Source organism: Streptomyces sp. AA4 (assembly GCF_000158875.1).
Taxonomy (GTDB): domain Bacteria; phylum Actinomycetota; class Actinomycetes; order Mycobacteriales; family Pseudonocardiaceae; genus Amycolatopsis.
Genome location: NZ_GG657746.1, coordinates 617,618 through 641,030 on the forward strand (window position 1 = coordinate 617,618; position 23,413 = coordinate 641,030).

Below are 23,413 nucleotides of genomic sequence, written 5' to 3' on the forward strand. Positions count from 1 at the left end.
GTGCTGCTCTCCACTTTGGAAAGTTAAACTATCCATCCTGAGAGGTCCTCAGGGTTTTTCCCGGAAGTCCGGAAGTAGGGTCGTGCGGGTGCGGATGGCTGAACTGAGCGCCGAGTCCGGGATTCCGGTGGCGACGATCAAGTACTACCTGCGGGAGGGGTTGCTTCCGGCCGGGGAGCGGACCAGTCCCAATCAGGCCCGCTACGGCGAGGAGCACGTGCGGCGGTTGCGGCTGATCCGGGCGTTGGTGGACGTCGGCGGGCTCTCGGTGGCCACCGTGCGGGAGGTGGTCGCGGCGGTGGATTCCGATCAGGTCGCTTACGACGTTCTGGGGGTGATGCAGAGGGCGTTGACCGGGGTCGCGGTGGAGGTTTCCGGCGAGGACCGGGAGTGGGCCGTGGGGTTGCTGGGGCCCATTGCCCGGGAGCGCGGCTGGAAGTTCGGGGCGGGTGATCCGGCGGTGGAATCGCTGGTGGGGACGGTTTGCGCGATTCGGGGGTTGGGGCATCAGGCATTGCTGGATCAGCTGGAGCGGTATGCGGAATTGGCTGATCGGATTGCTGGGGCTGATTTGGATACTTTGGACGCCGTGGGGTCTATGGATCGGATTGTCGAGGCGGCGGTGGTGGGGACTGTATTGGGGGATCGGTTGTTTGAGGGGTTGCGGAGGTTGGCTCAGGCTGCGGAGACTGCGCGGCGGTATTCGGTGGGGTGAGTTCGTGGGCTGCTCGTCGCCCTGGCGGGCGACATTGCAGTCTGGGGTTGCGCGGGGCACCCCGAATTTTTATTGTGCTGACGGTCTGGGGGTGCTTGTCAAGGCGGGAAAGATGCCTTGACAAGCACCCCCAGACCGCAGGGAGGCTTCGTATCGGGGGTGGGGGAGGGGCTGGGTGCCTCGCTGTTTGGGTGCGTCGGTGGCGGTTTTTATGAAGTTGCTGGAAAAGACAGAGTTGGTGCTATTTGGCTGAAGGTTGTTGATGCGGTGTCTTCTTGTTCTGCGGGGGCTGTCAGGGACAGTAGCCACAAGGTGTTGTCTGATTGCTTGAGCAGCGCGAAGGTTGCTCGGGTTATTGCGCTGGCGTTGCTTTGCGCTCGTTCTACTGCGCGGAACATGACTTCGGTGCCGTTGGGGGTTTGTGCGGGGCCGCGGGCGAAGGTGAATGAATCCTGGGAACCTGAGGAGCGCAGTGCGCTCAGTGCGTCGCCCAGGGAATACTTTTCGTAGAAGTTCGGGATTCGTTCCAGGCGCAGGGATTGGCGGCCGTCCGGGGAGATGTACTGGACTACCGTTGAGGTGCCGTACGTGGATTTCCTCGAGGCGATGAAGCGTTGCCATCCTTCTGGCACCGAGAGGGTGTATTCGCTGTCGCGCGTGACGTTTGCCGTTGAGCTTGCGTTCGCGTGTTGCGGGACCAGTTTCAGGGGCTGCGACGAGCCGCCGACTGTGCCGACGGTGGCCAGTACTCCGGATTCCGGGGCTTGCGGCGGCAGCAGGTTCTGGCCGCTCACTACCCGGGCCAGTGCGAAACCGCCGCCGCAGGCCAGGGCGAACAGGACCATGGAGGCCACTGCCAGCAGGGCCGTCGCTTTGGTGCTGCGGCGTGGGGGTGGCGGCGGCAGCGGGGCAGGCAGCGGCGGCGGAGGCGGCAGGGCGGGAGCGGGGCGGTAGGAGCCGGTGTTTCCCGAGCGCATGAACGGCAGCGGGCCGGGGTCCGCGGCGAGGGCGGCGGGTTGCTCCGGCGAGTCCGGCTTCGGGGCGACCGTCTTGATCACCTGGGTGTCGGTGGCGTCCAGGTGGGCGGCCGTTTTCTTGCCGTCTGGCGTGCGGAACAGTTCTGGGCCGAACAGGTCCACGGTGGCCTTGGTCTGCTTCGGATACAACCGGTGGCGGACCTCGCGCAGGGAGATCCGCTTTTCCGGCTCCTTCTTCATCAGCGCGGTGATGACGTCGGCCAGCGGGCCCGGCTTCGGGCGCGGGACCTTGCCGTTCACGACCTTGCCGACGGTTTCCAGCGGGTCGCCGTCCGCGTCGTACGGGGGTGCGCCTTCCACCGCCGCGAAGAGCGTCGCGCCGAGGCCCCACAGGTCGGCGCTCGGGGTGACCGCACCGCCGGACGCGACCTCCGGCGAGATGTACGCGGGCGAACCGAGCATGATGCCGGTTCTTGTCATGGTGGCTTCGGAGACGTTGCGGGCGATGCCGAAGTCGGTCAGCTTGATCCGGCCGTCACTTGCGACCAGGACATTGCCCGGTTTGACGTCGCGGTGCGTGATGCCTGCGTCGTGGGCTGCTTCGAGGGCGGCGGCGACCGCGATGCCGACCGCGGCGGCCTGCTCGACAGTCAGCGGGCCGTGGTCGCGCAGCAGGTGCGCGAGGCTTCGCGACGGCAGCAGCTCCATCACGACGAACGGGGCGTCGTTTTCGCGGGCGACGTCGTGCAGCGTGATGACGTTCGGGTGCGACAGGACGGCGATCGCGCGGGCCTCGCGGAGCGTGCGCTCGCGGAGTTCGTCCGCCTGCTCCGCGGGAATGCCCGGCGGCACCTTCATCTCCTTGACCGCGACCGGGCGGTGCAGGAACTCGTCGTAGGCCGACCAGACCGTGCCCATCGACCCCGACCCCAGAACCGACCGCAGCCGGTAGCGTCCGGCGACTACCCGCGGCTGGTCGCCGCCGGTCGACGGCTCGGCGTTCGCGGAGCCGGTGCTGTCGGTGTTGCCGGGCTGGTCCAGGTCGCTGCTCTCCGAGGGCACCCCATGATTGTGGCCCACCCCGCCGTCAGTCTTCGACCCAGCACCGCTACCCCTGAGTTCACCCGTACGGGGGGCGAGCAGAGTCACAGGTGCGGGTGGTGGCCTGCCTCTACCATCACAGGTTATGACGAACGTGGCTGGTCCGGAGTCGGCGCCGACCTCCGAGCCCCGGCTCGCGCTCGCGGCGGAGTTCCCCACCGCGGACCGCGCCCAGTGGCAGGAGCTGGTGGCGGGAGTGCTGCGCAAGAGCGGCAGACTGCCCGAGGATTTCGCGGGTGCGCCGGAGAGCAAGCTCGTCTCCCGCACCTACGACGGCATCGAGATCCAGCCGCTGTACACCGCCGACGACGCGGGCGGCGACCTCGGCTTCCCGGGGCTCCCGCCGTTCGTGCGCGGCTCCCGGCCGGAAGGCGTCGTCGGCACCGGGTGGGACATCCGGGTCCGGCACCAGCGCGAAGACGCCCGCGCGGCGAACGCGGCGATCCTCGCCGACCTCGAAGGCGGCGCGTCCTCGGTCTGGCTGCGGCTCGGCGAGGGTTCGCTCCCGATCTCCGCGCTCGCGGACGCGCTGAACGAGGTGTACGTCGGCCTCGCGCCGATCGTCCTCGACGCCGGCGCGGAGTACGAAACCGCTGCTCAGGCGCTTCTCGACCTCTTCGCCGAACGCGAGGTCCCGGCCAGCGAAGCCGTCGGCACGCTCGGCGCGGATCCGCTCGGCGCCTCGGCGCGCACCGGACAGGCGCTGCCGCTCGGTCCGGCCGCCGCATTGGCCGCGAAGGTTGCCCCCAAGTACCCCAAGGTCCGCACGATCGTCGCCGACGGGCTGCCGTTTCACGAGGCAGGCGGCTCGGACGCACAGGAACTCGGCGCGACGATCGCGGCGGGCGTCGCTTATCTGCGTGCGCTCACCGAGGCGGGCCTGGACGTCGCCGCGGCGGCCGCGCAGATCGAGTTCCGGCTCGCCGCGACCGCGGACCAGTTCCTGACCATCGCCAAATTCCGTGCCGCGCGCCGGCTGTGGGACCGCGTCCTCGAGGTCTCCGGGGTGGCCGCGGAAGCGCGCGGGATGCACCAGCACGCGGTCACGTCGCCGTCGATGTTCACCCAGCGCGACCCGTGGGTGAACATGCTGCGCACCACCGTCGCCTGCTTCGCGGCCGGGGTCGGCGGCGCGGACGCGGTCACCGTGCTGCCGTTCGACGCGGCGATCGGCCTGCCGGACGCGTTTTCCTCGCGGATCGCCCGCAACACCAACGCGATCCTCATCGAAGAGTCGAAGCTGGGCAGCGTGATCGACCCGGCGGGCGGCTCCTGGTACGTCGAGAAGCTCACCGGCGAACTCGCCGAAGCCGCGTGGCGCGAGTTCACCGCGATCGAGGCGGCGGGCGGCATCGAGGCCGAACTGGCCTCCGGCGCGCTGGCCGGACGGCTGGCGCGGACCTGGGAGAAGCGCGCGAGCCGCCTCGCCACCCGGCGCGACCCGCTCACCGGCGTCAGCGAGTTCCCGAACCTGGAGGAAAAGCCGGTCGTGCGCGACCCGCTTCCGTCCACTGTGGACGGCGGCCTGCCGCGGCACCGGTACGCCGAGGAGTACGAGAAGCTGCGCGACGCGTCCGACGCCTACCTCGCCGAGCACGGCGAGCGGCCGAAGGTTTTCCTGGCCACGCTGGGGCCGGTCGCCGCGCACACCGCTCGCGCGTCCTTCGCGACGAACCTGCTGCAGGCGGGCGGCATCGAGGCGGTGAACCCCGGCGCGACCGACGACCTGCCCGGCGCGTTCCGCGAGAGCGGCGCGAAGATCGCCTGCGTCTGCGGCACTGACGCCGCGTACGAGGAACAGGCCGCATCCGTCGCGGCTTCGCTCGGCGCGGACAGCGTGCTGTTGGCGGGCAAGGGAACCTACGACGGAATCAGCGGCAATCTGTACGCCGGGTGCGACGCGCTCGAAATCCTGACCAGCCTCCACGCACAGCTGGGAGTCTCCGCATGAGCATCCCGAATTTCGCCGACATCCCGCTCGGCACGCCGGAACCGGGCGACCGCGCGGCGTGGGCACAGGCCGTGCAGGACGCCACTGGCAAGGGTCCGGACGCGCTGGCCTGGGAAACGCCCGAGGGCATCGGCGTGAAGCCGGTCTACACCGCCGCCGATCTGTCCGATGTGGACTTCCTCGGCACGTACCCGGGCATCGCGCCGTACCTGCGCGGGCCGTACCCGACGATGTACGTCAACCAGCCGTGGACGATCCGCCAGTACGCCGGGTTCTCCACCGCGCAGGAGTCGAACGCCTTCTACCGCCGCAACCTCGCGGCCGGGCAGAAGGGCCTGTCGGTCGCGTTCGACCTCGCCACGCACCGCGGCTACGACTCCGACCACCCGCGTGTGTCCGGCGACGTCGGCATGGCCGGCGTGGCGATCGACTCGATCTACGACATGCGCCAGCTGTTCGACGGCATCCCGCTCGACAAGATGTCCGTCTCGATGACGATGAACGGCGCGGTGCTGCCGGTGCTCGCGCTGTACGTCGTCGCGGCCGAGGAGCAGGGGGTGAAGCCGGAGCAGCTCGCGGGGACCATCCAGAACGACATCCTCAAGGAGTTCATGGTCCGCAACACCTACATCTACCCGCCGCAGCCGTCGATGCGGATCATCTCCGACATCTTCGCCTACACCTCGCAGCACATGCCGAAGTACAACTCGATCTCCATCTCCGGCTACCACATGCAGGAGGCCGGAGCGACTGCCGACCTGGAGCTGGCGTACACGCTCGCGGACGGCGTCGAGTACATCCGCGCGGGCGTCGAGGCCGGGCTGGACGTCGACAAGTTCGCGCCGCGGCTGTCGTTCTTCTGGGCCATCGGCATGAACTTCTTCATGGAGGTGGCGAAGCTCCGCGCGGCGCGCCTCCTGTGGGCGAAGCTGGTGAAGCAGTTCGACCCGAAGTCGCAGAAGTCGCTGTCGCTGCGTACGCACTCTCAGACGTCCGGCTGGTCTCTCACCGCGCAGGACGTCTTCAACAACGTCACGCGTACGTGCGTCGAGGCGATGGCAGCCACCCAGGGGCACACGCAGTCGTTGCACACCAACGCTCTCGACGAAGCGCTCGCACTGCCCACCGACTTCTCCGCACGGATCGCGCGCAACACACAGCTGTTGCTGCAGCAGGAATCCGGCACCACGCGCGTCATCGACCCGTGGGGCGGCAGCGCGTTTGTCGAGAAGCTCACCTACGACCTCGCGCGCAAGGCGTGGGGCCACATCACCGAAGTCGAGGGCGCGGGCGGCATGGCGCGCGCGATCGATGAAGGCATCCCGAAGCTGCGCATCGAAGAGGCAGCTGCGCGTACGCAGGCGCGCATCGACTCGGGACGACAGCCGGTCATCGGCGTGAACAAGTACCAGGTCACCGACGACGAACAGATCGACGTGCTGAAGGTCGACAACGCGGGCGTACGCGCACAGCAGCTGGAGAAGCTGCGTCGGCTGCGCGAAGAACGCGACCCGCAGGCCACCGAGGACGCACTGCGCCGCCTCACCGAAGGCGCGCAGAACAACGGCAACCTGCTCGAGCTGGCCATCAACGCCGCGCGCGCGAAGGCCACCGTCGGCGAGATCTCCGACGCCCTGGAAAAGAACTGGGGCCGCCACTCCGGCCAGATCCGCACGATCTCCGGCGTGTACCGGGAAGAGGTGGGGAAGTCGGACAACGTCGAGAAGGCACGCGAGCTGGTCGATAAATTCGCCGAGGAGGAAGGCCGCCGCCCGCGGATCCTCGTCGCGAAGATGGGCCAGGACGGCCACGACCGCGGCCAGAAGGTGATCGCCACCGGCTTCGCCGACCTCGGCTTCGACGTCGACGTCGGCCCGCTGTTCTCTACCCCGGCCGAGGTCGCGCGCCAGGCGTCGGAAGCCGACGTGCACGTGATCGGCGTGTCCTCGCTGGCCGCCGGGCACCTGTCGCTGGTGCCCGCGCTGCGCCACGAACTGGCCGAGCTGGGCCGCGAGGACATCATGGTCGTGGTCGGCGGCGTGATCCCGCCGCAGGACTACCCCGAACTGCGCGAAGCGGGTGCGGCGGCGATCTTCGGCCCGGGCACGGTGCTCGCGGACGCCGCGATCGACCTGCTCCAGCAGCTGGCCGCGCAGGAGTCCTGAACCTTGCCGCGGCGGATCGACGTCGGCGAATACGCCAAGGGCGTGCTCGCGGGCGACCGGGGAACCCTGTCCAAGGCCATCACGCTGGTCGAATCGCATCGCGAGGACCACCGGCGGCAAGCGCAGGAGCTGCTGGTCGAACTGCTCCCGCACGCGGGCGGGGCGAAACGCGTCGGCATCACCGGCGTGCCCGGAGTCGGCAAGTCGACATTTATCGATCAGCTCGGCACCGACCTCACCTCGGCCGGGCACCGGGTCGCGGTGCTGGCCGTCGACCCGTCGTCGACCCGCACCGGCGGTTCGATCCTCGGCGACAAGACCCGGATGGCGCGGCTGGCGGTCGACCCGAAGGCGTTCATCCGGCCGTCGCCGACGTCCGGCACGCTCGGCGGCGTCGCCCGCGCGACGCGCGAGACGATCGTGCTGATGGAAGCGGCCGGCTTCGACGTCGTGCTGGTGGAGACGGTCGGGGTCGGACAGTCCGAGGTGACCGTGGCGAACATGGTCGACTGCTTCCTCTTCCTGACCCTCGCGCGCACCGGCGACCAGTTGCAGGGCATCAAAAAGGGCGTGCTGGAACTCGCCGACGTGATCGCCGTGAACAAGGCCGACGGTCCGCACGAACGCGACGCCAAACGTGCCGCGCGCGAGCTGCAGGGCGCGCTGCGGATGATCTACGGCAAGGACGCGCTGTGGACGCCGCCGGTGCTCACGTGCAGCGGACTCGAAGGCAGCGGACTCGACGAGGTGTGGGCGGCGATCGGGAGGCACCGCGAGGTGCTCACCGAATCGGGTGATCTTGGCGAGCGGCGCAAACGGCAGCAGGTCGACTGGACGTGGTCGATGGTCCGCGAGCAGCTGCTCGACCGGCTCACCGCGCATCCGGCCGTCCGCGCGCAGGTCGCCGACGTGGAACGGGCGGTGCGCGACGGGGAACTCACCGCCACGCTGGCCGCGCAGCGGATCTTGGACGCGTTCGCGGAACCCTCTTCTTGAACGTCGTCCAAGAAGAAAAACCGCCGTGCGCGCAAGTGCCTTTTGACCGTATCCGGGGCTTGCTGCGCCCGGCGGTCGTCAGCACGAGGCGAGCGGACCCGGCTCCACCGCGTGGCGGCTGACGCGTCCGCGCTTCGGCGGGCACAATGCACGGGGACGGCGTAGAAGGGAAGTCATGGCGAAGGTGCGGGGACTGCTGCTGGCCGGTCTGCTCGGCGTGCTGCTCACCGGGGTGCTGCCGGCGGCGGCTTCCGCGGCGACCCCGGCTCCGGCCTCGGTCTCCGCGTCGGCTGAGACGGCGATCACGCAGGTGAACGCGCACCGCCAGGTCCAGCCGGGACCGGTGCTGGACCCGTCGCAGACCGACAAGGCCAACGCCGACAAGACGAAGAAGAACCTCGTCGCCGGCGGGGCCGCGGTGGTGCTGCTCGCCATCGTGTACTTCGGCCGCCGTCACCGCATCAAGCGCCGCAAGGCCCAAGGCGGCTGAGCTTTCCGGCGTTCACCCACGCCGAACTTCATCAGCCGTTCGCCGCAGATCTTCTACCGGCCGTCTTGGTCGAAGCGCAGCGCACCGCCGCTTGCCACCTGCATGGTGCACGATCGACTGCAATGCGTAAGACAGATCGATCGGCACGTTGCGTGTTCCCCTGCGCTCGTGTTGCAGGAGGAGGTGCGGCGTGACGGTGCTGGATTCACGGCCGGACGTTCCAGGTGACCACAACCCGATCGCGGCGCCCGGCGCGCTGCTGACGGACGTCGGCGTCAGCATGGCTCCGGTGGAAGACCTTGGCGCGGGCCGCGGCCCGTTCTGGCTGGACGACTGGCTGCGCGCGAACGCGACCGACGTGCTCGCGTGGCGGCGGCACATCCATGCCCACCCCGAGCTGTCGCGCGACGAGTTCGCGACGACCGAGCTGATCGTCTCGCTGCTGCGCCGGGTCGGGCTCAAGCCGTGGGTGCTGCCCGGCGGCACCGGCGTGGTGTGCGACATCGGCAAGGGCGAGCGCTGCGTGGCGCTGCGCGCGGACATCGACGCGCTGCCGCTGACCGAGGACACCGGCCTGCCGTACTCCTCCACCACCGAGGGCGCGGCGCACATGTGCGGCCACGACGCGCACACCGCGATCCTGCTCGGCGCCGGCCGCGCGCTCGCCGGCGCGCCCGAGCTGCCCGGCCGCGTGCGGCTGATCTTCCAGCCCGCGGAGGAGGTCATGCCCGGCGGCGCGCTGGACATGATCGCCGCGGGAGCGCTGGAGGGCGTCGAGCGGATCTACGGCCTGCACTGCGACCCGCGGCTCGAAGCGGGCAAGGTCGGCACCCGGGTCGGCGCGCTGACGTCCGCCGCCGACCTGATCGAACTGCGCCTCACCTCGCCCGGCGGGCACACCTCGCGGCCGCATCTCACCGCGGACCTGGTGTACGCGCTCGGCACGGTCATTACGTCGCTGCCGTCGGTGCTGTCCCGGCGCGTCGACCCGCGCTCCGGCACGGTGCTGGTGTGGGGCGCGGTGCACGCCGGACAGGCCGCGAACGCGGTCCCGCAGGACGGCGTCCTGCGCGGCACGCTGCGGACGGCCGACCACGAGGTGTGGAAGGCGCTGGAGCCGCTCGTCGCGTCGTCGGTGGAATCGCTGCTGGCCCCGACCGGCGTCGGCTTCTCGCTGGACTACCGGCGCGGGGTGCCGCCCGTCGTCTCCGACGCGGAGTCGACCGCGCTGATGCGCGCCGGGGTCGAGGCGGCGGTCGGCGAAGCGGGGCTCGCCGGGACGGAACAGTCGTCCGGCGGCGAGGACTTCGGCTGGTATCTGGAGCACGTCGGCGGGGCCTTCGCCCGGCTCGGCGTGTGGTCCGGTCCGCCCGCTCCGCAGGCCGACATCCACCGTCCGACGTTCGTCCTCGACGAGCGTGCGCTGCTCGTCGGAGTCCGCACTTTGGTGCACACCGCACTGGCCTCGCTGGCCTGAGTTATCCACAGGGATCGCGCCTATGTGGATAACTCAGGCGGGTGAGAGGTACCCCTCGTGCGGGGGTGTCAGCGGGGAATTACCCACTGTGGTCTAGACCGCCAAAGCCACTGCTCTGGCCCGTTCACCGAGAGTAATTTCGGACTTTTGCACTACCCGGGTGGGCCGGTGGTCCGTCGGTTGCCTTCGGTGGATTTCGTGTTGTGCGGCAACGGCTTTGGCGGAATCCGAGGCTGCTCGCGGTGCTGCGCTGACCTGATTTCTGCCGTCATATTTGGTGACGGACTGCTATTTTTCCTGCGCTCTGCGGTGGCGGATGCCCGTGTGAGTGAGCCTCTGCCGTGTGGTATTGGGCGGCTGTGCTGCGAGGCCGCGGACGGCCCGGTCGCACGGAGTTATCCACAGGGCGACACCGTTGGGGACAACTTTCGGCCCTCTGCTACCGCGGGTGTGGATGACTCCGGAAAAGAGCGTTCCGGACAGCCCGCGGCGAGGTCGAAGCGGCCGCGGTCGTTCGTCCAGCGAATGGCTGAAAGTCCGTGAAGGGCTCCTTGAGGGAATCAGATTCCCGCAAGGAGCCCTTCACGGACAGTTAAGACAGTGAGCGTCAGCCGCTGATCCCGGTGCACGGCCGGGTGCGCAGATCGTCCACGTAGTCCGCCGGGGCCCCGGCCGCCTCCGCGGCGTCCGCCAGCACCCCGAGATACCGCGCCGAGGGCAGGCCGCCCTCGTAGGCGTCCAGGACGTACAGCCAGGCCAGCACCGAGCCGTCCATCGTCTGGACCCGCAGCCGGATCTTCGTGTGCATCCCCAGCTCGCCGCCTTCCCAGCGGTCGAGCCGTTCCTCGTCGAGCGCGGTCACGTCGTACAGCACCACGAACACCCGCGACGACGGGTCCTCGACGATGGTGGCCAGCGCGCCTTCCCACCCGATGTCCTCGCCGCCGAAGGTCAGCCGCCAGCCTTCCAGCCAGCCGGTGCCCGCCATGGGCGAGTGCGGGGCGCGCTCCAGCATCTGGGCGGGCTCCATGTTGGATCCGTAAGCGGCATACAACGGCACGCGGCACAGCCTAGCGACCTCTCTCCGCCGCGCCGGGATGCACATGCCGTGTCCGGGCACTTCGCTTGCCGGTCAGGTTCGCCGCGTAGGGTCAGAGCCACCGCCAAGCACGTGTGACATAGGAGGACCCAGGTGACCAGGATCGTGATCATGGGTGGCGGCCCGGCGGGCTACGAAGCCGCCTTGGTCGCGGCGCAGCACGGCGCCGACGTGACGATCGTCGAGCGGGACGGCCTGGGCGGCGCCTGTGTCCTCTACGACTGCGTGCCCTCGAAGACGTTCATCGCCTCGTCCGGCGCGCTCGCGAAGATGCACGACCTCGGCGAGCTGGGCATCAACACCGATCTCGCGGACACCACCGTCGACCTGCCGACTGTCCACGGGCGGGTGAAAGGCCTCGCGCTCGCGCAGTCGGCCGACATCCGCGCCCGCGTGCAGCGCGAGGGCGTGCGCGTGATCACCGCCGAAGCCCGGTTCGCCGACGACGAGCCCGGTCTGGCCACCCACACGGTGGAAGTCACGCACTCGGACGGGAAAGTGGAATCGCTGTCCGCGGACGTCGTGCTGATCGCCACCGGAGCCACCCCGCGCGTGCTGCCCGGCGCGGTCCCGGACGGCGAGCGGATCCTGGACTGGCGGCAGCTGTACGACCTCACCGAACTGCCCGAGCACCTCGCGGTGATCGGATCGGGCGTCACCGGCGCCGAGTTCGCCTCCGCGTACACCGAGATGGGCGTGAAGGTCACCGTCGTGTCGAGCCGCGACCGCGTGCTGCCGCACGAGGACGCGGACGCGGCCGCGGTGCTCGAAGAGGTCTTCACCCAGCGCGGCACCACGGTGGCCAAGCAGGCCCGTGCGGAACGCGTCGAGCGCACCGAGAAGGGCGTCGAAGTTCACCTGGCCGACGGTCGCGTGATCGAGGCAAGCCACGCGCTGATGACCGTCGGGTCCATCCCGAACACCGCCGACATCGGCCTCGACCGCGTCGGCATCGAGCCCGGCCCCGGCGGTTTCATCGCGGTGGACCGGGTGTCGCGCACGAGCGTTCCCGGCGTGTACGCGGCGGGCGACTGCACGGGCGTGCTGATGCTCGCGTCCGTGGCGAGCATGCAGGGCCGCATCGCGATGTGGCACGCGCTGGGCGAGGGGGTCGCGCCGATCAAGCTCAAGACCGTCGCGGCGAACGTGTTCACCCACCCGGAAATCGCGACCGTCGGGATCAGCCAGCAGGCGATCGATTCCGGCGAGGTGCCCGCGCGCACGATCATGCTGCCGCTGGCCACCAACGCGCGCGCGAAGATGGAAGGCCTGCGCCGCGGTTTCGTGAAGCTGTTCTGCCGCCCCGCCACCGGCGTGGTGGTCGGCGGCGTGGTGGTCGCGCCGTCGGCGAGCGAGCTGATCCTGCCGATCGCGCTGGCCGTGCAGAACCAGCTGACGGTGGACCACCTGGCGCTGACGTTCTCTGTGTACCCGTCGCTGTCCGGATCGATCACCGAAGCGGGCCGTCAGCTCATGCGGCACGACGATCTGGACTGATTTCCCGCGTCCGGGCAACCCCGTGCGGCACCCCGCGTCTTGCGGGGTGAAGACGGGTAGCACGGGGAAGGAACGAGGGTGCGCAAGAGCGCGATTTTCGCGGTGGCGGCGGCGATCGGACTGGGCGGGACCGCGGTCCCGGCGATGGCGGCGGACGGTCCGGCCGCCGATCCGGTGACGGTGCAGCTGAACCAGGACACCGCGGTGCTGCACGGCCAGGTGAACGCCTACCAGCGCGGCTCGGACCCGAACGTGGCGTTCGCTTACTGCCCGGGAGCCAAGGCGGGCACGGCGGCGTTCAGTTCGCCCGCGCTGCAGTTCTCGCAGTATTTCTACGGCGAGATGGTCGGCGTGAAGGCCACGATGAGCGCGCACGCGAACCTGGTGCCGGGCACGAAACCCGGCAGCTATCCGCTCACCGTCACCTGTGGCGGGAAGCAATACGACGCGACGTTCACCGTGCCCGCCGCGCAGGTTTCGCGGGTGCCCCAGGGCGCGGCGAAAGCGGGCGACGGGAGCCTCGCCAGCTGATCGCCCCCGCTTCGAAAACCGCCGGAAAATCGTTTCCGGCGGTTTTTTCGTTCCCCGGGCAACCCCGCGGCGGGCGGAGACGTCTTGGTGGGTGTCGGAACGAAAACGCCCGGGCCGCAGGGGGAACTGTCGGCTGGGCGCGGATTCGCCGCTGTTTTCCTGCGGCGGGAATCGCATTTTCAGCAAGGGGAGCGTCATGAAGCGTACCGTTGTTTTCTCCGCCCTGGTCGCCGCCGGAATGCTTTCGGCCGCACCGGCTTTCGCCGCCGAGTCGCCCAGCGCGCCGAGCACTGCCGCCCCGTCCTCCTCGCCCGCTGGGCCGGATTCGGACGACAACGCCGGCGTGCCCAAGGCGTTCATCCGGGTGCTGCCGTCCTCGGGCCACGCGGGGGACCGCGTCACGGTGCGCATCGGCTGTGAGGCCTCGGAGATCAAGAACCTCAAGTCGGCGGCGTTGCAGTTCGGCAAGCTGCACCCGGTCGGCGCGCAGAACGACCCGTCGAAGGCCCCGATCTCGCAGGGCGCCGCGACTGTGCGCAGCGGGGTGAAGCCCGGGGCGTATCCGGTTTCGTTCTCCTGCGGCAGCGCTGACCTCGCCACGAAGTTCACCGTGCTGGGCGCGAAGCCCGCCCCGAAGCCGACGCCTGCGCCTGCGCCCAAGCAGGTCAGCAAGGTCCCGTCCGGCGCGCCGCAGACCGGCGGCACGGACGGCCCGGTCGCGGACGACCAGTCGAACCTCGGCCTGCCGATCGCGGCCGGCGCGATGGGCGTGCTCGCCCTCGGCGGCACCGGGCTCGTGGCGGCGCGTCGTCGGCGCGGCTGACTAGTCTCCTGGGCCTGGCCGGGTTCGGGCGGCCAGACCCAGGCGGATCGGGGGAAAGATGATCAGGAAGACACTCGCGGCGGCGTCCGTCGCGCTCGCCGTGCTGGCGGCCGGATGTTCGGCCGGTTCGACGACCGCGGCGCCTGTTGCCGGCGCTGCGTCCGCTTCGTCGGCCGCCCTGCCGAAATCGGAGCCGGTGTCGCTGGACATCCCGCGCATCGACGCGCATTCCACTTTGGTGCCGCTCGGCCTCAATCCCGACAATTCGGTGCAGGTTCCGCCGGTCAGCAAGCCATTGCAGGCCGGGTGGTACGAAAACGGCCCGACCCCCGGGGAGATCGGCCCCGCGGTCGTGCTCGGGCACGTGGACGGAAACAAGCAAAAAGGGATCTTCTACCGGCTCAAGGAAATGAAACCGGGAGACGACGTCGACATCGCCCGCCGCGACGGCACCACCGCGCACTTCCAGGTGACCAAAGTGGACCAGGTGCCCAAGGACGCCTTCCCGACCGACGCGGTCTACGGGGACACTTCGGACCCGGAACTGCGCTTGATCACCTGCGGCGGTGCCTTCGACCGGTCCGAGCACAGCTATGTGGACAACATCATCGTGTACGCCCATCTGGTGAACGGCGCGCGCTGACCTCGCGGTTGAACAAGACGCCCCGTTTTTGTCGGTCCCCGGTGCGACACTGTGGCGGTTGGCACAATTCTGGGAGGCACGCATGATCACCAGGACAGAACCGTGGCCCGAGGGCACACCGTGCTGGGGCGACTTGATGGTGCCTGACCGCGACAAGGCGGTCACGTTCTACGAGTCGCTGCTCGGCTGGACGGTCGAATCCGGCGGCCCGGAGACCGGCTATTACGGAATGGCGCAGATCGCGGGCAAACCGGTGGCGGGCATCGGCCAGATCCCGCCGGAGCAGGCGGGCATGCCGCCGATGTGGACGACGTACCTGTCAGTGTCCGATGTGGACAAAGCCGTAGCCGCGATCGCCGAGGCGGGCGGCCAGGTCGTCGCGCCGCCGATGGACGTCCTGACCGAAGGCCGGATGGCCATCGCGACGGACCCGACCGGAGCCACGTTCGGCCTGTGGCAACCGGGACGACACTCCGGCACGCAGGCCACCCTGACGCCCGGGGCACCCGCGTGGAACGAATGCATGACCCGGGATTTCGGCGCGGCCAAGCAGTTCTACGGCGATGTGTTCGGATACGGCTTCGGGGACATGTCCGGGCCAGGCTTCACCTACGCGACCTTGGACGTCGACGGCCGCCCGGTCGGCGGCCTCGGCGAGTTGTCCGCGGACAGCTCCGCCTCGCCCGGCTGGGTGACGTACTTCTGGACCGCGGACGCGGACGAGTCAGCCGCCCGAATCGGACAACTGGGCGGGACAGTGGTGAGCCCGCCGGTGGACACCCCACACGGCCGCATGGTGGTCGCGGTGGACGACCAGGGGGCGGGGTTCTCGCTGATGGCGCCGAATGCACAGTCCGGCACCCAGGACGGGTGGGGGTGAGGCTGGGGAGGGGATGATTCGAGCTTCGCGGGATTGGCCGGGGGAGCTGGCTGATCGGTGCTGTGGCAGGCCGGAGGTGTTGCCGTGCCGAGCGCTGAGCGTGCTGAGCGTTGAGCGGTGAGGTGGCGGGCCGGACGTGCTGCCGAGCCGAGCTGGACCACATGGCCGTGCGGTGCTGAGCTGCGCAGGCTGATCTTGGCCGGGCTGTAGGTCGCCGGGCATGGCTTCAGGCTGAGCTGTGCAGGCTGATCTCGGTCGGGCTGGCGGCGTCGGGCCGTGCGTTGCCGGGCGGGTGATGGGCTTGATCGAGCCCGTGCCTGGCGGTGCGGTGCGGCGGTGAGCTGTGCACGCCGACTTGCAGCGGTGCCGTTAGGCCGAGCCGGGCTGGTGTTGCGTCGCGCCCTGCAGCGGGTGGGCCGCGCGAGTGCCGCTTCGTGCTGGTTCGCGCCGTGTTGCGCTGAGCGGACCGTTCTCGGTCGGGCGTGACGATGGGGTTAGTCGAGCCCGTGCTCGGTGGTGCTGTGCGGTAGTGAGCTGAGTGCGCCGATGTTGCAGCGGGCCCGCGAAGCCGAGCCGGTGTTGCGTCGTGCCGTCCTGCAGGGAGGGCCCAGTGAGTGCCGATGCGTGCTGGTTCACGCCGTTGAGCAGAGCGGACCAAACCAGTATCCGCCGAACCGAGGTGGTGCCCCAGCGCTGCGCGATGCCCCTTCGTCCCGGAACCGGCGGCGAAGTCAGCGCGACCCGAACAGCCGTGAGGGGAACCCCGAGAGAATCCGTCCCTCGAAGTTCCCCTCACCAGGCTCGACAGCACTAACCCGAGGATCAGTCCTCCACCCAGTCGAAGGTCTTCGTCACCGCCTTCTTCCAGTTGCGGTATTCCTTCTCCCGCCGGGACTCGTCCATCGACGGGTCCCACTGCTTGTCCTTCGCCCAGTTGGTCCGGATGTCGTCCTCCGACTCCCAGAACCCGACCGCCAGCCCGGCCGCGTATGCCGCGCCCAGGGCGGTCGTTTCGTTCACCACCGGGCGGATCACCGGCACTCCCAGGATGTCCGCCTGGAACTGCATCAGCAGCTCGTTCACGACCATCCCGCCGTCGACCTTCAGGGACTTCAGCGGGACACCCGAGTCGGCGTTCATCGCGTCGATCACCTCTCGCGACTGGAACGCCGTCGCCTCCAGCACGGCCCGCGAGATGTGGCCCTTGTTCACGAACCGCGTCAGGCCGACGATCGCTCCTCGCGCATCCGAGCGCCAGTACGGCGCGAACAGGCCCGAGAACGCCGGTACGAAGTACGCGCCGCCGTTGTCGTCGACCGTTCGGGCGAATTCCTCGATCTGGGCCGCCGACGAAATCAACCCCAGGTTGTCTCGCAGCCACTGCACCAGCGAACCGGTGACCGCGACCGAACCCTCCAGGGCGTACACCGTGTCGTTCGAGCCGATCTTGTAGCAGACCGTCGTCAGCAGGCCGTTCTCCGACAGGACCTTCTCCGTGCCGGTGTTCAGCAGCACGAAGTTGCCGGTGCCGTAAGTGTTCTTGGCCTCGCCCGGCGAAAGGCACGCCTGGCCGAACGTCGCCGCCTGCTGGTCGCCCAGGATGCCCGCGATCGGCACCTCCGCCAGGGCTCCGCGCGGACGGACCTTGCCGTACACCTCCGACGACGACCGGATCTCCGGCAGCATCGACAGCGGAATCCCCATCTCCGCCGCGATGTCCTCGTCCCACTTCAAGGTGTCGAGGTCCATCAGCAGCGTGCGCGACGCGTTCGTCGGGTCCGTCACGTGCACGCCGCCGTCGGTGCCGCCGGTCATGTTCCACAGCACCCAGGTGTCCATGTTCCCGAACACCAGGTCGCCCGCCTCGGCCCTGGCCCGCGCGCCCTCGACGTTGTCGAGGATCCACTTGATCTTCGGGCCGGAGAAATACGTCGCGAGCGGGAGACCGGTCTTCGCGCGGTAGCGCTCCTGGCCGCCGCCGAGCGCACCCAGCTCAGTGGCGATCTTGTCGGTGCGGGTGTCCTGCCAGACAATCGCGTTGTACACCGGCTTCCCGGTCTTGCGGTCCCACACGAGCGCCGTTTCGCGCTGGTTGGTGATGCCCACCGCGGCGATGTCGGTCGGCCGCAGGTCGGCCTTGGCGAGCGCGCCCGCCGCGACCGCGCGGGTGTTTTCCCAGATCTCCTCGGCATTGTGCTCGACCCAGCCCGCCTGCGGGAAGATCTGCTCGTGCTCGCGCTGGTCGACCGCGACGACACGGCCGGAGTGGTCGAAGATCATGCAACGCGTCGACGTGGTGCCCTGGTCGATCGCGGCGACATACGAAGTCATGGATTTCCTCCGGAAAGCTGGATCAGGTCAGGTTGTGCACGGCCAGGTACACCAGTGCCGCCAGCGCCGCGCCGACGAGCGGCCCGAGAACCGGCACCCACGAGTAGTTCCAGTCGGGGTCGCGCTTGCCCTTGATCGGCAACAGGAACGCGTACGCGAGGCGCGGGCCGAGGTCGCGGGCCGGGTTGATGGCGTAGCCGGTCGGCCCGCCGAGCGAAATGCCGATCACCAGCACGACGAACGACACCCCGGCGTAGCCGAGCGCGGTGTTACCGAAGGTCGGCGTCCCGTCGGCGGCGGTCTTGAACGCCGGCGTCAGCAGGATCCAGCCGACCAGCACGAAGGTGCCGATGATCTCGGTCACCAGGTTCCACGCCTTGTTCCGGATCTGCGGGGCGGTGGAGAAAATGCCCAGCGTTTCCTCCGGATTCGGATGGTCGTCGAACTGCAGTTTGTAGGTCAGCCAGCACAGCACCGCGCCGATAATCGCGCCGAGCATTTCGCCGATCAGGTAGAACGGCACGTCCGCCCACGAAACCTTGCCCGAAATGGCCAGGCCGAGCGTGACCGCGGGGTTGAGGTGCGCGCCGGTCGGCGCGGCGAGGCTGGCCCCGGCGAACACGCCGAAAGCCCACCCGAAGGTGATGAACAGAGTTCCCGCTTGATGGCCGTTGTTCTTGCGCAGCACGACGTTGGCCACGACGCCGTTGCCCAGCAACAGGAGCACTGCTGTCCCCAGCGTCTCCCAGACGATGATCGCTATCGGACTCAGACTCACGCTCTCCGCACCTCCACACTGGACAGACTGTGCAGGGCCGAGCACGTCCGGCCACAGCCCCGTCGCCGACCCCAGTCCGCGGCACGTTACCGCCGCGTACGCGCGCAATCCATAAGCCGGGCGAACCAATGTGACCATGATCGTCATGGGTTCCGCCACACGTGTCACCTCGGGGTCAGCAGACGATCACGCAAGCGTGCGATGCTGGGGAAGGTGGAGCACGAGGAGGAACGAGTGGTGACGAACCCGCAGAACGGCAGCGACCCGGCCCGGCTGGGTCCGGCAGGCCGGGAGGAATCCTGGCGGCGCTTCGGCGACGAGACCTTCGACCTGGTCGTGATCGGCGGCGGCGTCGTCGGCGCGGGCACCGCGCTGGACGCGGCGACCCGCGGCCTGCGGGTGGCCCTCGTCGAGGCCCGCGACCTGGCGTCCGGCACGTCGAGCCGGTCGAGCAAGCTCTTCCACGGCGGGCTGCGGTATCTCGAGCAGCTCGAATTCGGCCTGGTGCGCGAGGCCCTGCACGAGCGCGAGCTGATGCTGACGAAAATCGCGCCGCACCTGGTGAAGCCGGTGAGCTTCCTGTACCCGCTGACGCACCGGATCTGGGAGCGTCCGTACACCGCCGCCGGGCTGCTGATGTACGACACGATGGGCGGCGCCCGGTCAGTGCCGGGCCAGAAACATCTCACCCGCGCGGGTGCCCTCCGAATGGTCCCCGCGCTCAAGCGGTCCGCGCTGATCGGCGGCATCCGGTACTACGACGCGCAGGCGGACGACGCCCGGCACACGATGACCGTCGCGCGCACCGCCGCGCATTACGGCGCGGTGGTCCGGACCTCCACCCAGGTCGTCGGCTTCCTGCGCGAGGCGGACCGGATTTCCGGCGTGCGCGTGCGCGACGTCGAGGACGGCCGCGAGACCGAGATCCACGCCGGCGCCGTGGTCAACTGCACCGGCGTGTGGACCGACGAACTGCAGCGGCTCTCCGGCGGACGCGGCCGGTTCCGCGTGCGCGCGAGCAAGGGCGTGCACATCGTGGTTCCGCGCGACCGGATCGTGTCGGAGTCCGGGATGATCCTGCGCACCGAGAAATCGGTGCTGTTCGTGATCCCGTGGCGCAACCACTGGATCGTCGGCACCACCGACACCGACTGGAACCTCGACCTCGCCCACCCGGCAGCCACCAAGCACGACATCGACTACCTGCTCGAACACGTGAACTCGGTGCTCGCGACGCCGCTGACGCACGACGACATCGAAGGCGTGTACGCGGGTCTGCGGCCGCTGCTGGCCGGAGAAAGCGAAGAGACGTCGAAGCTGTCGCGCGAGCACGCGGTCGCGCGGGTCGCGCCGGGTCTGGTCGCGATCGCGGGAGGCAAGTACACGACGTACCGGGTGATGGCGGCCGACGCCGTCGACGCCGCGGTGGTCGACCTGCCCGGCCGTCCGCCGTCGTCGATCACGGACAAGGTCCCGCTGCTCGGCGCGGACGGCTACCACGCGCTGGTCAACCAGGCCGATCACCTGGCCGCCGAGCACGGGCTGCACCCGTACCGCGTGCGGCACCTGCTCGACCGCTACGGCTCGCTGGTGCACGAGGTGCTGGCGCTCGCGGCGGACCGGCCGGAGCTGCTCAAGCCGATCGAATCGGCCCCGGACTACCTCGGCGTCGAGGTCGTGTACGCGGCCAGCCACGAGGGCGCGCTGCACCTGGAGGACGTCCTCGCGCGGCGCACGCGGATCTCCATCGAGTACGCCCACCGCGGCATCGACTGCGCGGAGCAGGTCGCACAGCTGGTGGCCGGCGTGCTGGGCTGGTCGGAGGACACGACCAAGCGCGAGGTCGAGGTCTACCGGGCGCGGGTCGAGGCGGAGCGGGATTCGCAACTGCAGCCGACCGACGAATCGGCGGACGCGCTGCGGGCGGCGGCTCCGGAGGCCCGGGCGGGCTTGATCGAGCCGGTCAGCTGAGGGTTGCTCGGGAGTGCCTGTCGCGGTTGACCGGGGCAGGCACTCACGAGGGCTTGAGCACCCAGCGGATGAGCGTTTCCCCGGTCGGCGAGGGCCGCTCCTCGGGCCCGACGCGGCTGAACCCGGCCCGTCGCGCCACCACCGCGGACGCGGTGTTGCTTTCGTCGTGCCGATAAGCGATTTCCTGGAGCCCCAGCCGGGCGAAGCCGAACTGGATCGCGGCCGAAAGCGCTACTGCCGCAATGCCTTTGCCCCGTTCGGCCGGATGCGTCCACACCGACGCCTCGGCGGTGCCGAACGCGAGGTCCAGGTCGCGCAGCCCAACCTCGCCGAGCAGGCGGCCGGTCGCCGGTTCGGCCACCGCCCACGAGCAGCGCTCGTCGCACGCCCACTGCGCGGCGCGCAAGGTCACGTATTCGGTGGCTTCGTCGGGGGTGCGCAGCCGGTAGTTCAGCACGTACCGCCGATGCTGCGGGTCGGCGAACGCCTCCATCAGCGCGGGCCGGTCGTCGAGCTTCCGGTCCGCGCGCAGCTGACGCAGGTAGTACGCGCCCGCGTTGATTTCCACGGGTTCCACATCCTCGAGCCTAACCGTCTCCGGGCGCGAAACGGCTGCGTGCCGCGTCACGACCGGGGCGGAGGCCGGGTGAAAAATCCGTGCCCGCTTCGAGCCGCGATGATCGTCCTGGCCGCGTTGCGGGAACGCCGGACAAGCTGACCCAGTTCGCCGTCGAGCACGCCGGGACGCTGCGTGGCGGTTGGGCTAAGCGGGCGGAGGGATCGCCGGGCACTCCGCGTGCACCACGGTCCCTTCCCCGCGCGCGGACTCGATGGTCAGCGACCCCGCGACTCGTTGCACGCGTTGCCGCATCGCCTCCAGGCCGAACCCGGTGCCGTCGCCGCGGTCGCCAGGCGCGAAACCCCGGCCGTCGTCCCGGATGTCGAGCATGATCAGATCGCTGGTGTAGGTCAGCGTGATGCCGATCCGGTTGGCGCGCGCGTGTTTTTCCGCGTTGGCCAGGGCTTCCTGCGCCACCCGGTACAGCGTCACTTCCAGCTCCGGCAGCAACGGCCGCGCGTCGCCTTCGACATCAGCGGTCACCTTGGTCCCAGAGGTGTCGGACACTCGATTTGCCAAGCCTGCCAACGCTTCCGGCAGGTGCGAGTCCGCCAATGGTTCCGGTCGTAACGCCTGCACCGCTCGGCGCGCTTCGGTGAGACTGTCCTTCGCCAGCGTGTGCACATGGGCGAGATGCCGTTGCCGATCTGCGGCTTCGGTGGCCCGGTCGGCGGCCTGCAGCTGGGTGACAATGCCGGTCAATCCCTGCGCGACAGTGTCGTGAATTTCGCGGGCCATCCGCTGTCGTTCGTCAAGCACTCCGGCCTGGCGGGCTTGGGTGAGCAATTGTGCGTGCAGCGCGGCGTTTTCCGTTAAGGCCGTTTCCAGGCGCGCGTTCGTTTGCGCGAGTTTCTCGTTGGTACGACGGCGTTGCTCATTCTCCGCGCCGACGAACCACGCCACGTACAGAATCGGCCCGACGATCGACACCGCAGTGATCCAGGGTGGTGACGGTTGCCAGAGTCCCTTGGCCAGCAACGGAACTACCGCCGTCGCGGCCGCGGCGAAGATGCTCCAGCGCGTCGGGAACAACACGAACGCGATCGGGTAGCCGACCGAAGCGAATGCGGTGAACGGGTCCAGCCGCGAGGTGAGCACGGTCGCGCCAGCCAGCAATACGAGGAAGAAGCCGATGGCCAGCCACGGTTTGCGCGTGCGTCGCGGGAAAACCGGAATCAGCACCAGCAGCCACAGTCCGCTCGCCGCGGCGAGAAGCAGGGTGGTGCGCCACTGCGCGGGGTCGCCGTGCGGCTGACCGGCGGCGATGATCGTGCACACCGCGAGCGCCAGAATCCCGACCCCGGCGAACACCGGGCCCGCCCATCGCTCGGCCGTCGGGTCGACCGAACCCGGCCGCAGCCCCATCATCAGGCTCGGCCGCGACGCGCGTTCTGGCGCGCTCAGCGCCGCCGCCATCCGCTGAACAGGATCAGCAGCAGCGGCAGCGCGAACACGATCAGCAACCGTCCGCGAGTCACGATGAGCACGAGAACCGCCAACGCGATCGAAAGCGGCACCGAATACCGCCACACGAACGCGCTCAGCTTGCCGTTGCCGCCCGACGGGACGACCGGTTCCGGCCGGGCCGTGGCCAGCAGCGCGCTCGGCCGCGGCGACGGCAGGTCGTCGAAGAGCGGCACCAGCTCGCTGACCAGTTTGGCTGACGTGACCTTCGCCGAGCGGCTGCCGTACTCGTCGATGTCGAGGCGTCCGGTGCGGACGTGCTCGGACAGGACGTCGAGCGCGTCCTGTCGTTCGGCGTCGCTCAGCCGCAGGTCAGCCATGGTCCGCCTCAGCGGTCCAGCCGGCGCTGGCGCCGGTGCTCGTCGCGCATCGCCCGGAACTCCTCGCGGCGTTCGCGGTGCCGGTCGTGGCGATGGTGGTCATGGTGCTCGAAACCCTTGCCCCAGAGCGCGCGGCCGACCGCGGTGAGCGCGATCGGCGCGAAGATCACCGGCCATCCCGCGGTGCCGGTAGCGATCAGGGCGATCGCGGCGATCCACACCAGCGGGATCAAGGCGGCGACGGCACGTTGTCCTGCCGACCACTCCGGCTGCTGCGCGGCCACCTCGCCGGACGCAGCGCGCGGCACGGGTGCCGGCGGTGCCGCCGGTTCGGGCGCGGCGGTCGCACCCGCGCCGAACACCGGATGCGGCACCGGGAGGTCGGTGAACAACTCGCCCAGCTCGCCCCGGGTTTTGGCCGCGGTGATCCGGGCGGAACGCTCGCCGAACTCGTCGATGTCGATCCGCCCCGCGCTCATGTGCTCGCCGAGCGCGTGCAGCGCGGACTCGCGCTCCTGGTCGCTGATCCGCAGCTGCGGAGACGGAACCTCAGTCACGTAGTCGATGGTAGGCCGCGCGAGCGCG

Annotated in this window: 20 protein-coding genes; 12 read left to right on the forward strand and 8 right to left on the reverse strand. The window is 69.5% G+C overall.

Annotated features, from left to right (window positions below; translation table 11 throughout):
• The first annotated feature begins 94 nt into the window (after positions 1-94).
• Complete coding sequence (locus tag SSMG_RS03040) at positions 95-715, forward strand: MerR family transcriptional regulator (protein ID WP_050788385.1); 621 nt, start codon at positions 95-97, stop codon at positions 713-715.
• A 209-nt stretch (positions 716-924) separates the two neighbouring features.
• On the opposite strand, the gene SSMG_RS03045 is transcribed toward SSMG_RS03040, so the two are convergent.
• A complete protein-coding gene (locus SSMG_RS03045; protein ID WP_100266694.1) occupies positions 925-2,754 on the reverse strand; it encodes a serine/threonine-protein kinase in 1,830 nt (609 codons plus the stop codon).
• Between the two features lie 124 nt (positions 2,755-2,878).
• On the opposite strand from SSMG_RS03045, the gene SSMG_RS03050 reads away from it, so the two are divergent.
• The 5 genes from SSMG_RS03050 to SSMG_RS03070 all read left to right on the forward strand — a co-directional run bounded on the left by SSMG_RS03050 (position 2,879) and on the right by SSMG_RS03070 (position 9,872).
• Positions 2,879-4,744: a methylmalonyl-CoA mutase family protein gene (locus SSMG_RS03050; protein ID WP_199785776.1), complete on the forward strand. Its 1,866-nt coding sequence runs from the start codon at positions 2,879-2,881 to the stop codon at positions 4,742-4,744.
• Complete coding sequence (scpA, locus tag SSMG_RS03055) at positions 4,741-6,909, forward strand: methylmalonyl-CoA mutase (RefSeq protein WP_009072675.1); 2,169 nt, start codon at positions 4,741-4,743, stop codon at positions 6,907-6,909. Before SSMG_RS03050 ends, scpA begins: the two co-directional genes overlap by 4 nt.
• 3 nt (positions 6,910-6,912) lie before the next feature.
• On the forward strand, positions 6,913-7,905 hold the full coding sequence (gene meaB, locus SSMG_RS03060) for a methylmalonyl Co-A mutase-associated GTPase MeaB (protein ID WP_037712379.1): 993 nt from the start codon (positions 6,913-6,915) through the stop codon (positions 7,903-7,905).
• 175 nt (positions 7,906-8,080) lie between these two features.
• Positions 8,081-8,395, forward strand: a complete 315-nt coding sequence (locus tag SSMG_RS03065) for a hypothetical protein (RefSeq protein WP_009072678.1) — start codon at positions 8,081-8,083, stop codon at positions 8,393-8,395.
• A gap of 190 nt (positions 8,396-8,585) precedes the next feature.
• A complete protein-coding gene (locus SSMG_RS03070; protein ID WP_037712382.1) occupies positions 8,586-9,872 on the forward strand; it encodes an amidohydrolase in 1,287 nt (428 codons plus the stop codon).
• Positions 9,873-10,479: 607 nt separating this feature from the next.
• On the opposite strand, the gene SSMG_RS03075 is transcribed toward SSMG_RS03070, so the two are convergent.
• Entirely contained in the window at positions 10,480-10,932 is a 453-nt protein-coding gene (locus SSMG_RS03075; RefSeq protein ID WP_183124553.1) for a gamma-glutamylcyclotransferase, read from the reverse strand.
• 132 nt (positions 10,933-11,064) lie between these two features.
• On the opposite strand from SSMG_RS03075, the gene SSMG_RS03080 reads away from it, so the two are divergent.
• From SSMG_RS03080 to SSMG_RS03100, 5 genes are all read left to right on the forward strand, one after another.
• Positions 11,065-12,468, forward strand: coding sequence for an NAD(P)H-quinone dehydrogenase (locus SSMG_RS03080; RefSeq protein WP_009072684.1), 1,404 nt, complete (start codon positions 11,065-11,067; stop codon positions 12,466-12,468).
• 78 nt (positions 12,469-12,546) lie between these two features.
• Positions 12,547-12,999: a hypothetical protein gene (locus tag SSMG_RS03085; RefSeq protein WP_009072686.1), complete on the forward strand. Its 453-nt coding sequence runs from the start codon at positions 12,547-12,549 to the stop codon at positions 12,997-12,999.
• Between the two features lie 196 nt (positions 13,000-13,195).
• On the forward strand, positions 13,196-13,822 hold the full coding sequence (locus SSMG_RS03090) for a hypothetical protein (RefSeq protein ID WP_037712384.1): 627 nt from the start codon (positions 13,196-13,198) through the stop codon (positions 13,820-13,822).
• 58 nt (positions 13,823-13,880) lie between these two features.
• The gene (locus SSMG_RS03095; RefSeq protein WP_009072690.1) at positions 13,881-14,465 is read left to right on the forward strand and encodes a class F sortase; all 585 of its coding nucleotides are present in this window, start codon (positions 13,881-13,883) and stop codon (positions 14,463-14,465) included.
• A gap of 82 nt (positions 14,466-14,547) precedes the next feature.
• Positions 14,548-15,345 carry a VOC family protein gene (locus tag SSMG_RS03100; protein WP_009072692.1) on the forward strand — a complete coding sequence of 266 codons (798 nt, stop codon included), beginning with the start codon at positions 14,548-14,550 and terminating at the stop codon, positions 15,343-15,345.
• Positions 15,346-16,167: 822 nt separating this feature from the next.
• Here the strand turns inward: SSMG_RS03100 and glpK are convergent.
• Together glpK and SSMG_RS03110 are read right to left on the reverse strand one after the other, a co-directional pair.
• Positions 16,168-17,676 (reverse strand): glycerol kinase GlpK, encoded by a 1,509-nt coding sequence (glpK, locus tag SSMG_RS03105; RefSeq protein ID WP_009072696.1) that lies wholly within the window; start codon positions 17,674-17,676, stop codon positions 16,168-16,170.
• Between the two features lie 22 nt (positions 17,677-17,698).
• Positions 17,699-18,448 (reverse strand): MIP/aquaporin family protein, encoded by a 750-nt coding sequence (locus tag SSMG_RS03110; protein ID WP_037716505.1) that lies wholly within the window; start codon positions 18,446-18,448, stop codon positions 17,699-17,701.
• 279 nt (positions 18,449-18,727) lie between these two features.
• Here SSMG_RS03110 and SSMG_RS03115 point away from each other — a divergent pair, with 279 nt between their 5' ends.
• Positions 18,728-20,425, forward strand: coding sequence for a glycerol-3-phosphate dehydrogenase/oxidase (locus tag SSMG_RS03115; protein ID WP_286157019.1), 1,698 nt, complete (start codon positions 18,728-18,730; stop codon positions 20,423-20,425).
• Between the two features lie 43 nt (positions 20,426-20,468).
• Here the strand turns inward: SSMG_RS03115 and SSMG_RS03120 are convergent, their stop codons facing one another.
• The 4 genes from SSMG_RS03120 to SSMG_RS03135 all read right to left on the reverse strand — a co-directional run bounded on the left by SSMG_RS03120 (position 20,469) and on the right by SSMG_RS03135 (position 23,385).
• Positions 20,469-21,002 (reverse strand): GNAT family N-acetyltransferase, encoded by a 534-nt coding sequence (locus SSMG_RS03120; RefSeq protein WP_100266696.1) that lies wholly within the window; start codon positions 21,000-21,002, stop codon positions 20,469-20,471.
• Positions 21,003-21,188: 186 nt separating this feature from the next.
• Entirely contained in the window at positions 21,189-22,460 is a 1,272-nt protein-coding gene (locus SSMG_RS03125; protein WP_009072704.1) for a sensor histidine kinase, read from the reverse strand.
• Positions 22,445-22,828: a DUF1707 domain-containing protein gene (locus tag SSMG_RS03130; RefSeq protein WP_009072706.1), complete on the reverse strand. Its 384-nt coding sequence runs from the start codon at positions 22,826-22,828 to the stop codon at positions 22,445-22,447. Before SSMG_RS03130 ends, SSMG_RS03125 begins: the two co-directional genes overlap by 16 nt.
• 8 nt (positions 22,829-22,836) lie before the next feature.
• Complete coding sequence (locus SSMG_RS03135) at positions 22,837-23,385, reverse strand: DUF1707 domain-containing protein (RefSeq protein WP_009072708.1); 549 nt, start codon at positions 23,383-23,385, stop codon at positions 22,837-22,839.
• Positions 23,386-23,413: the final 28 nt, after the last annotated feature.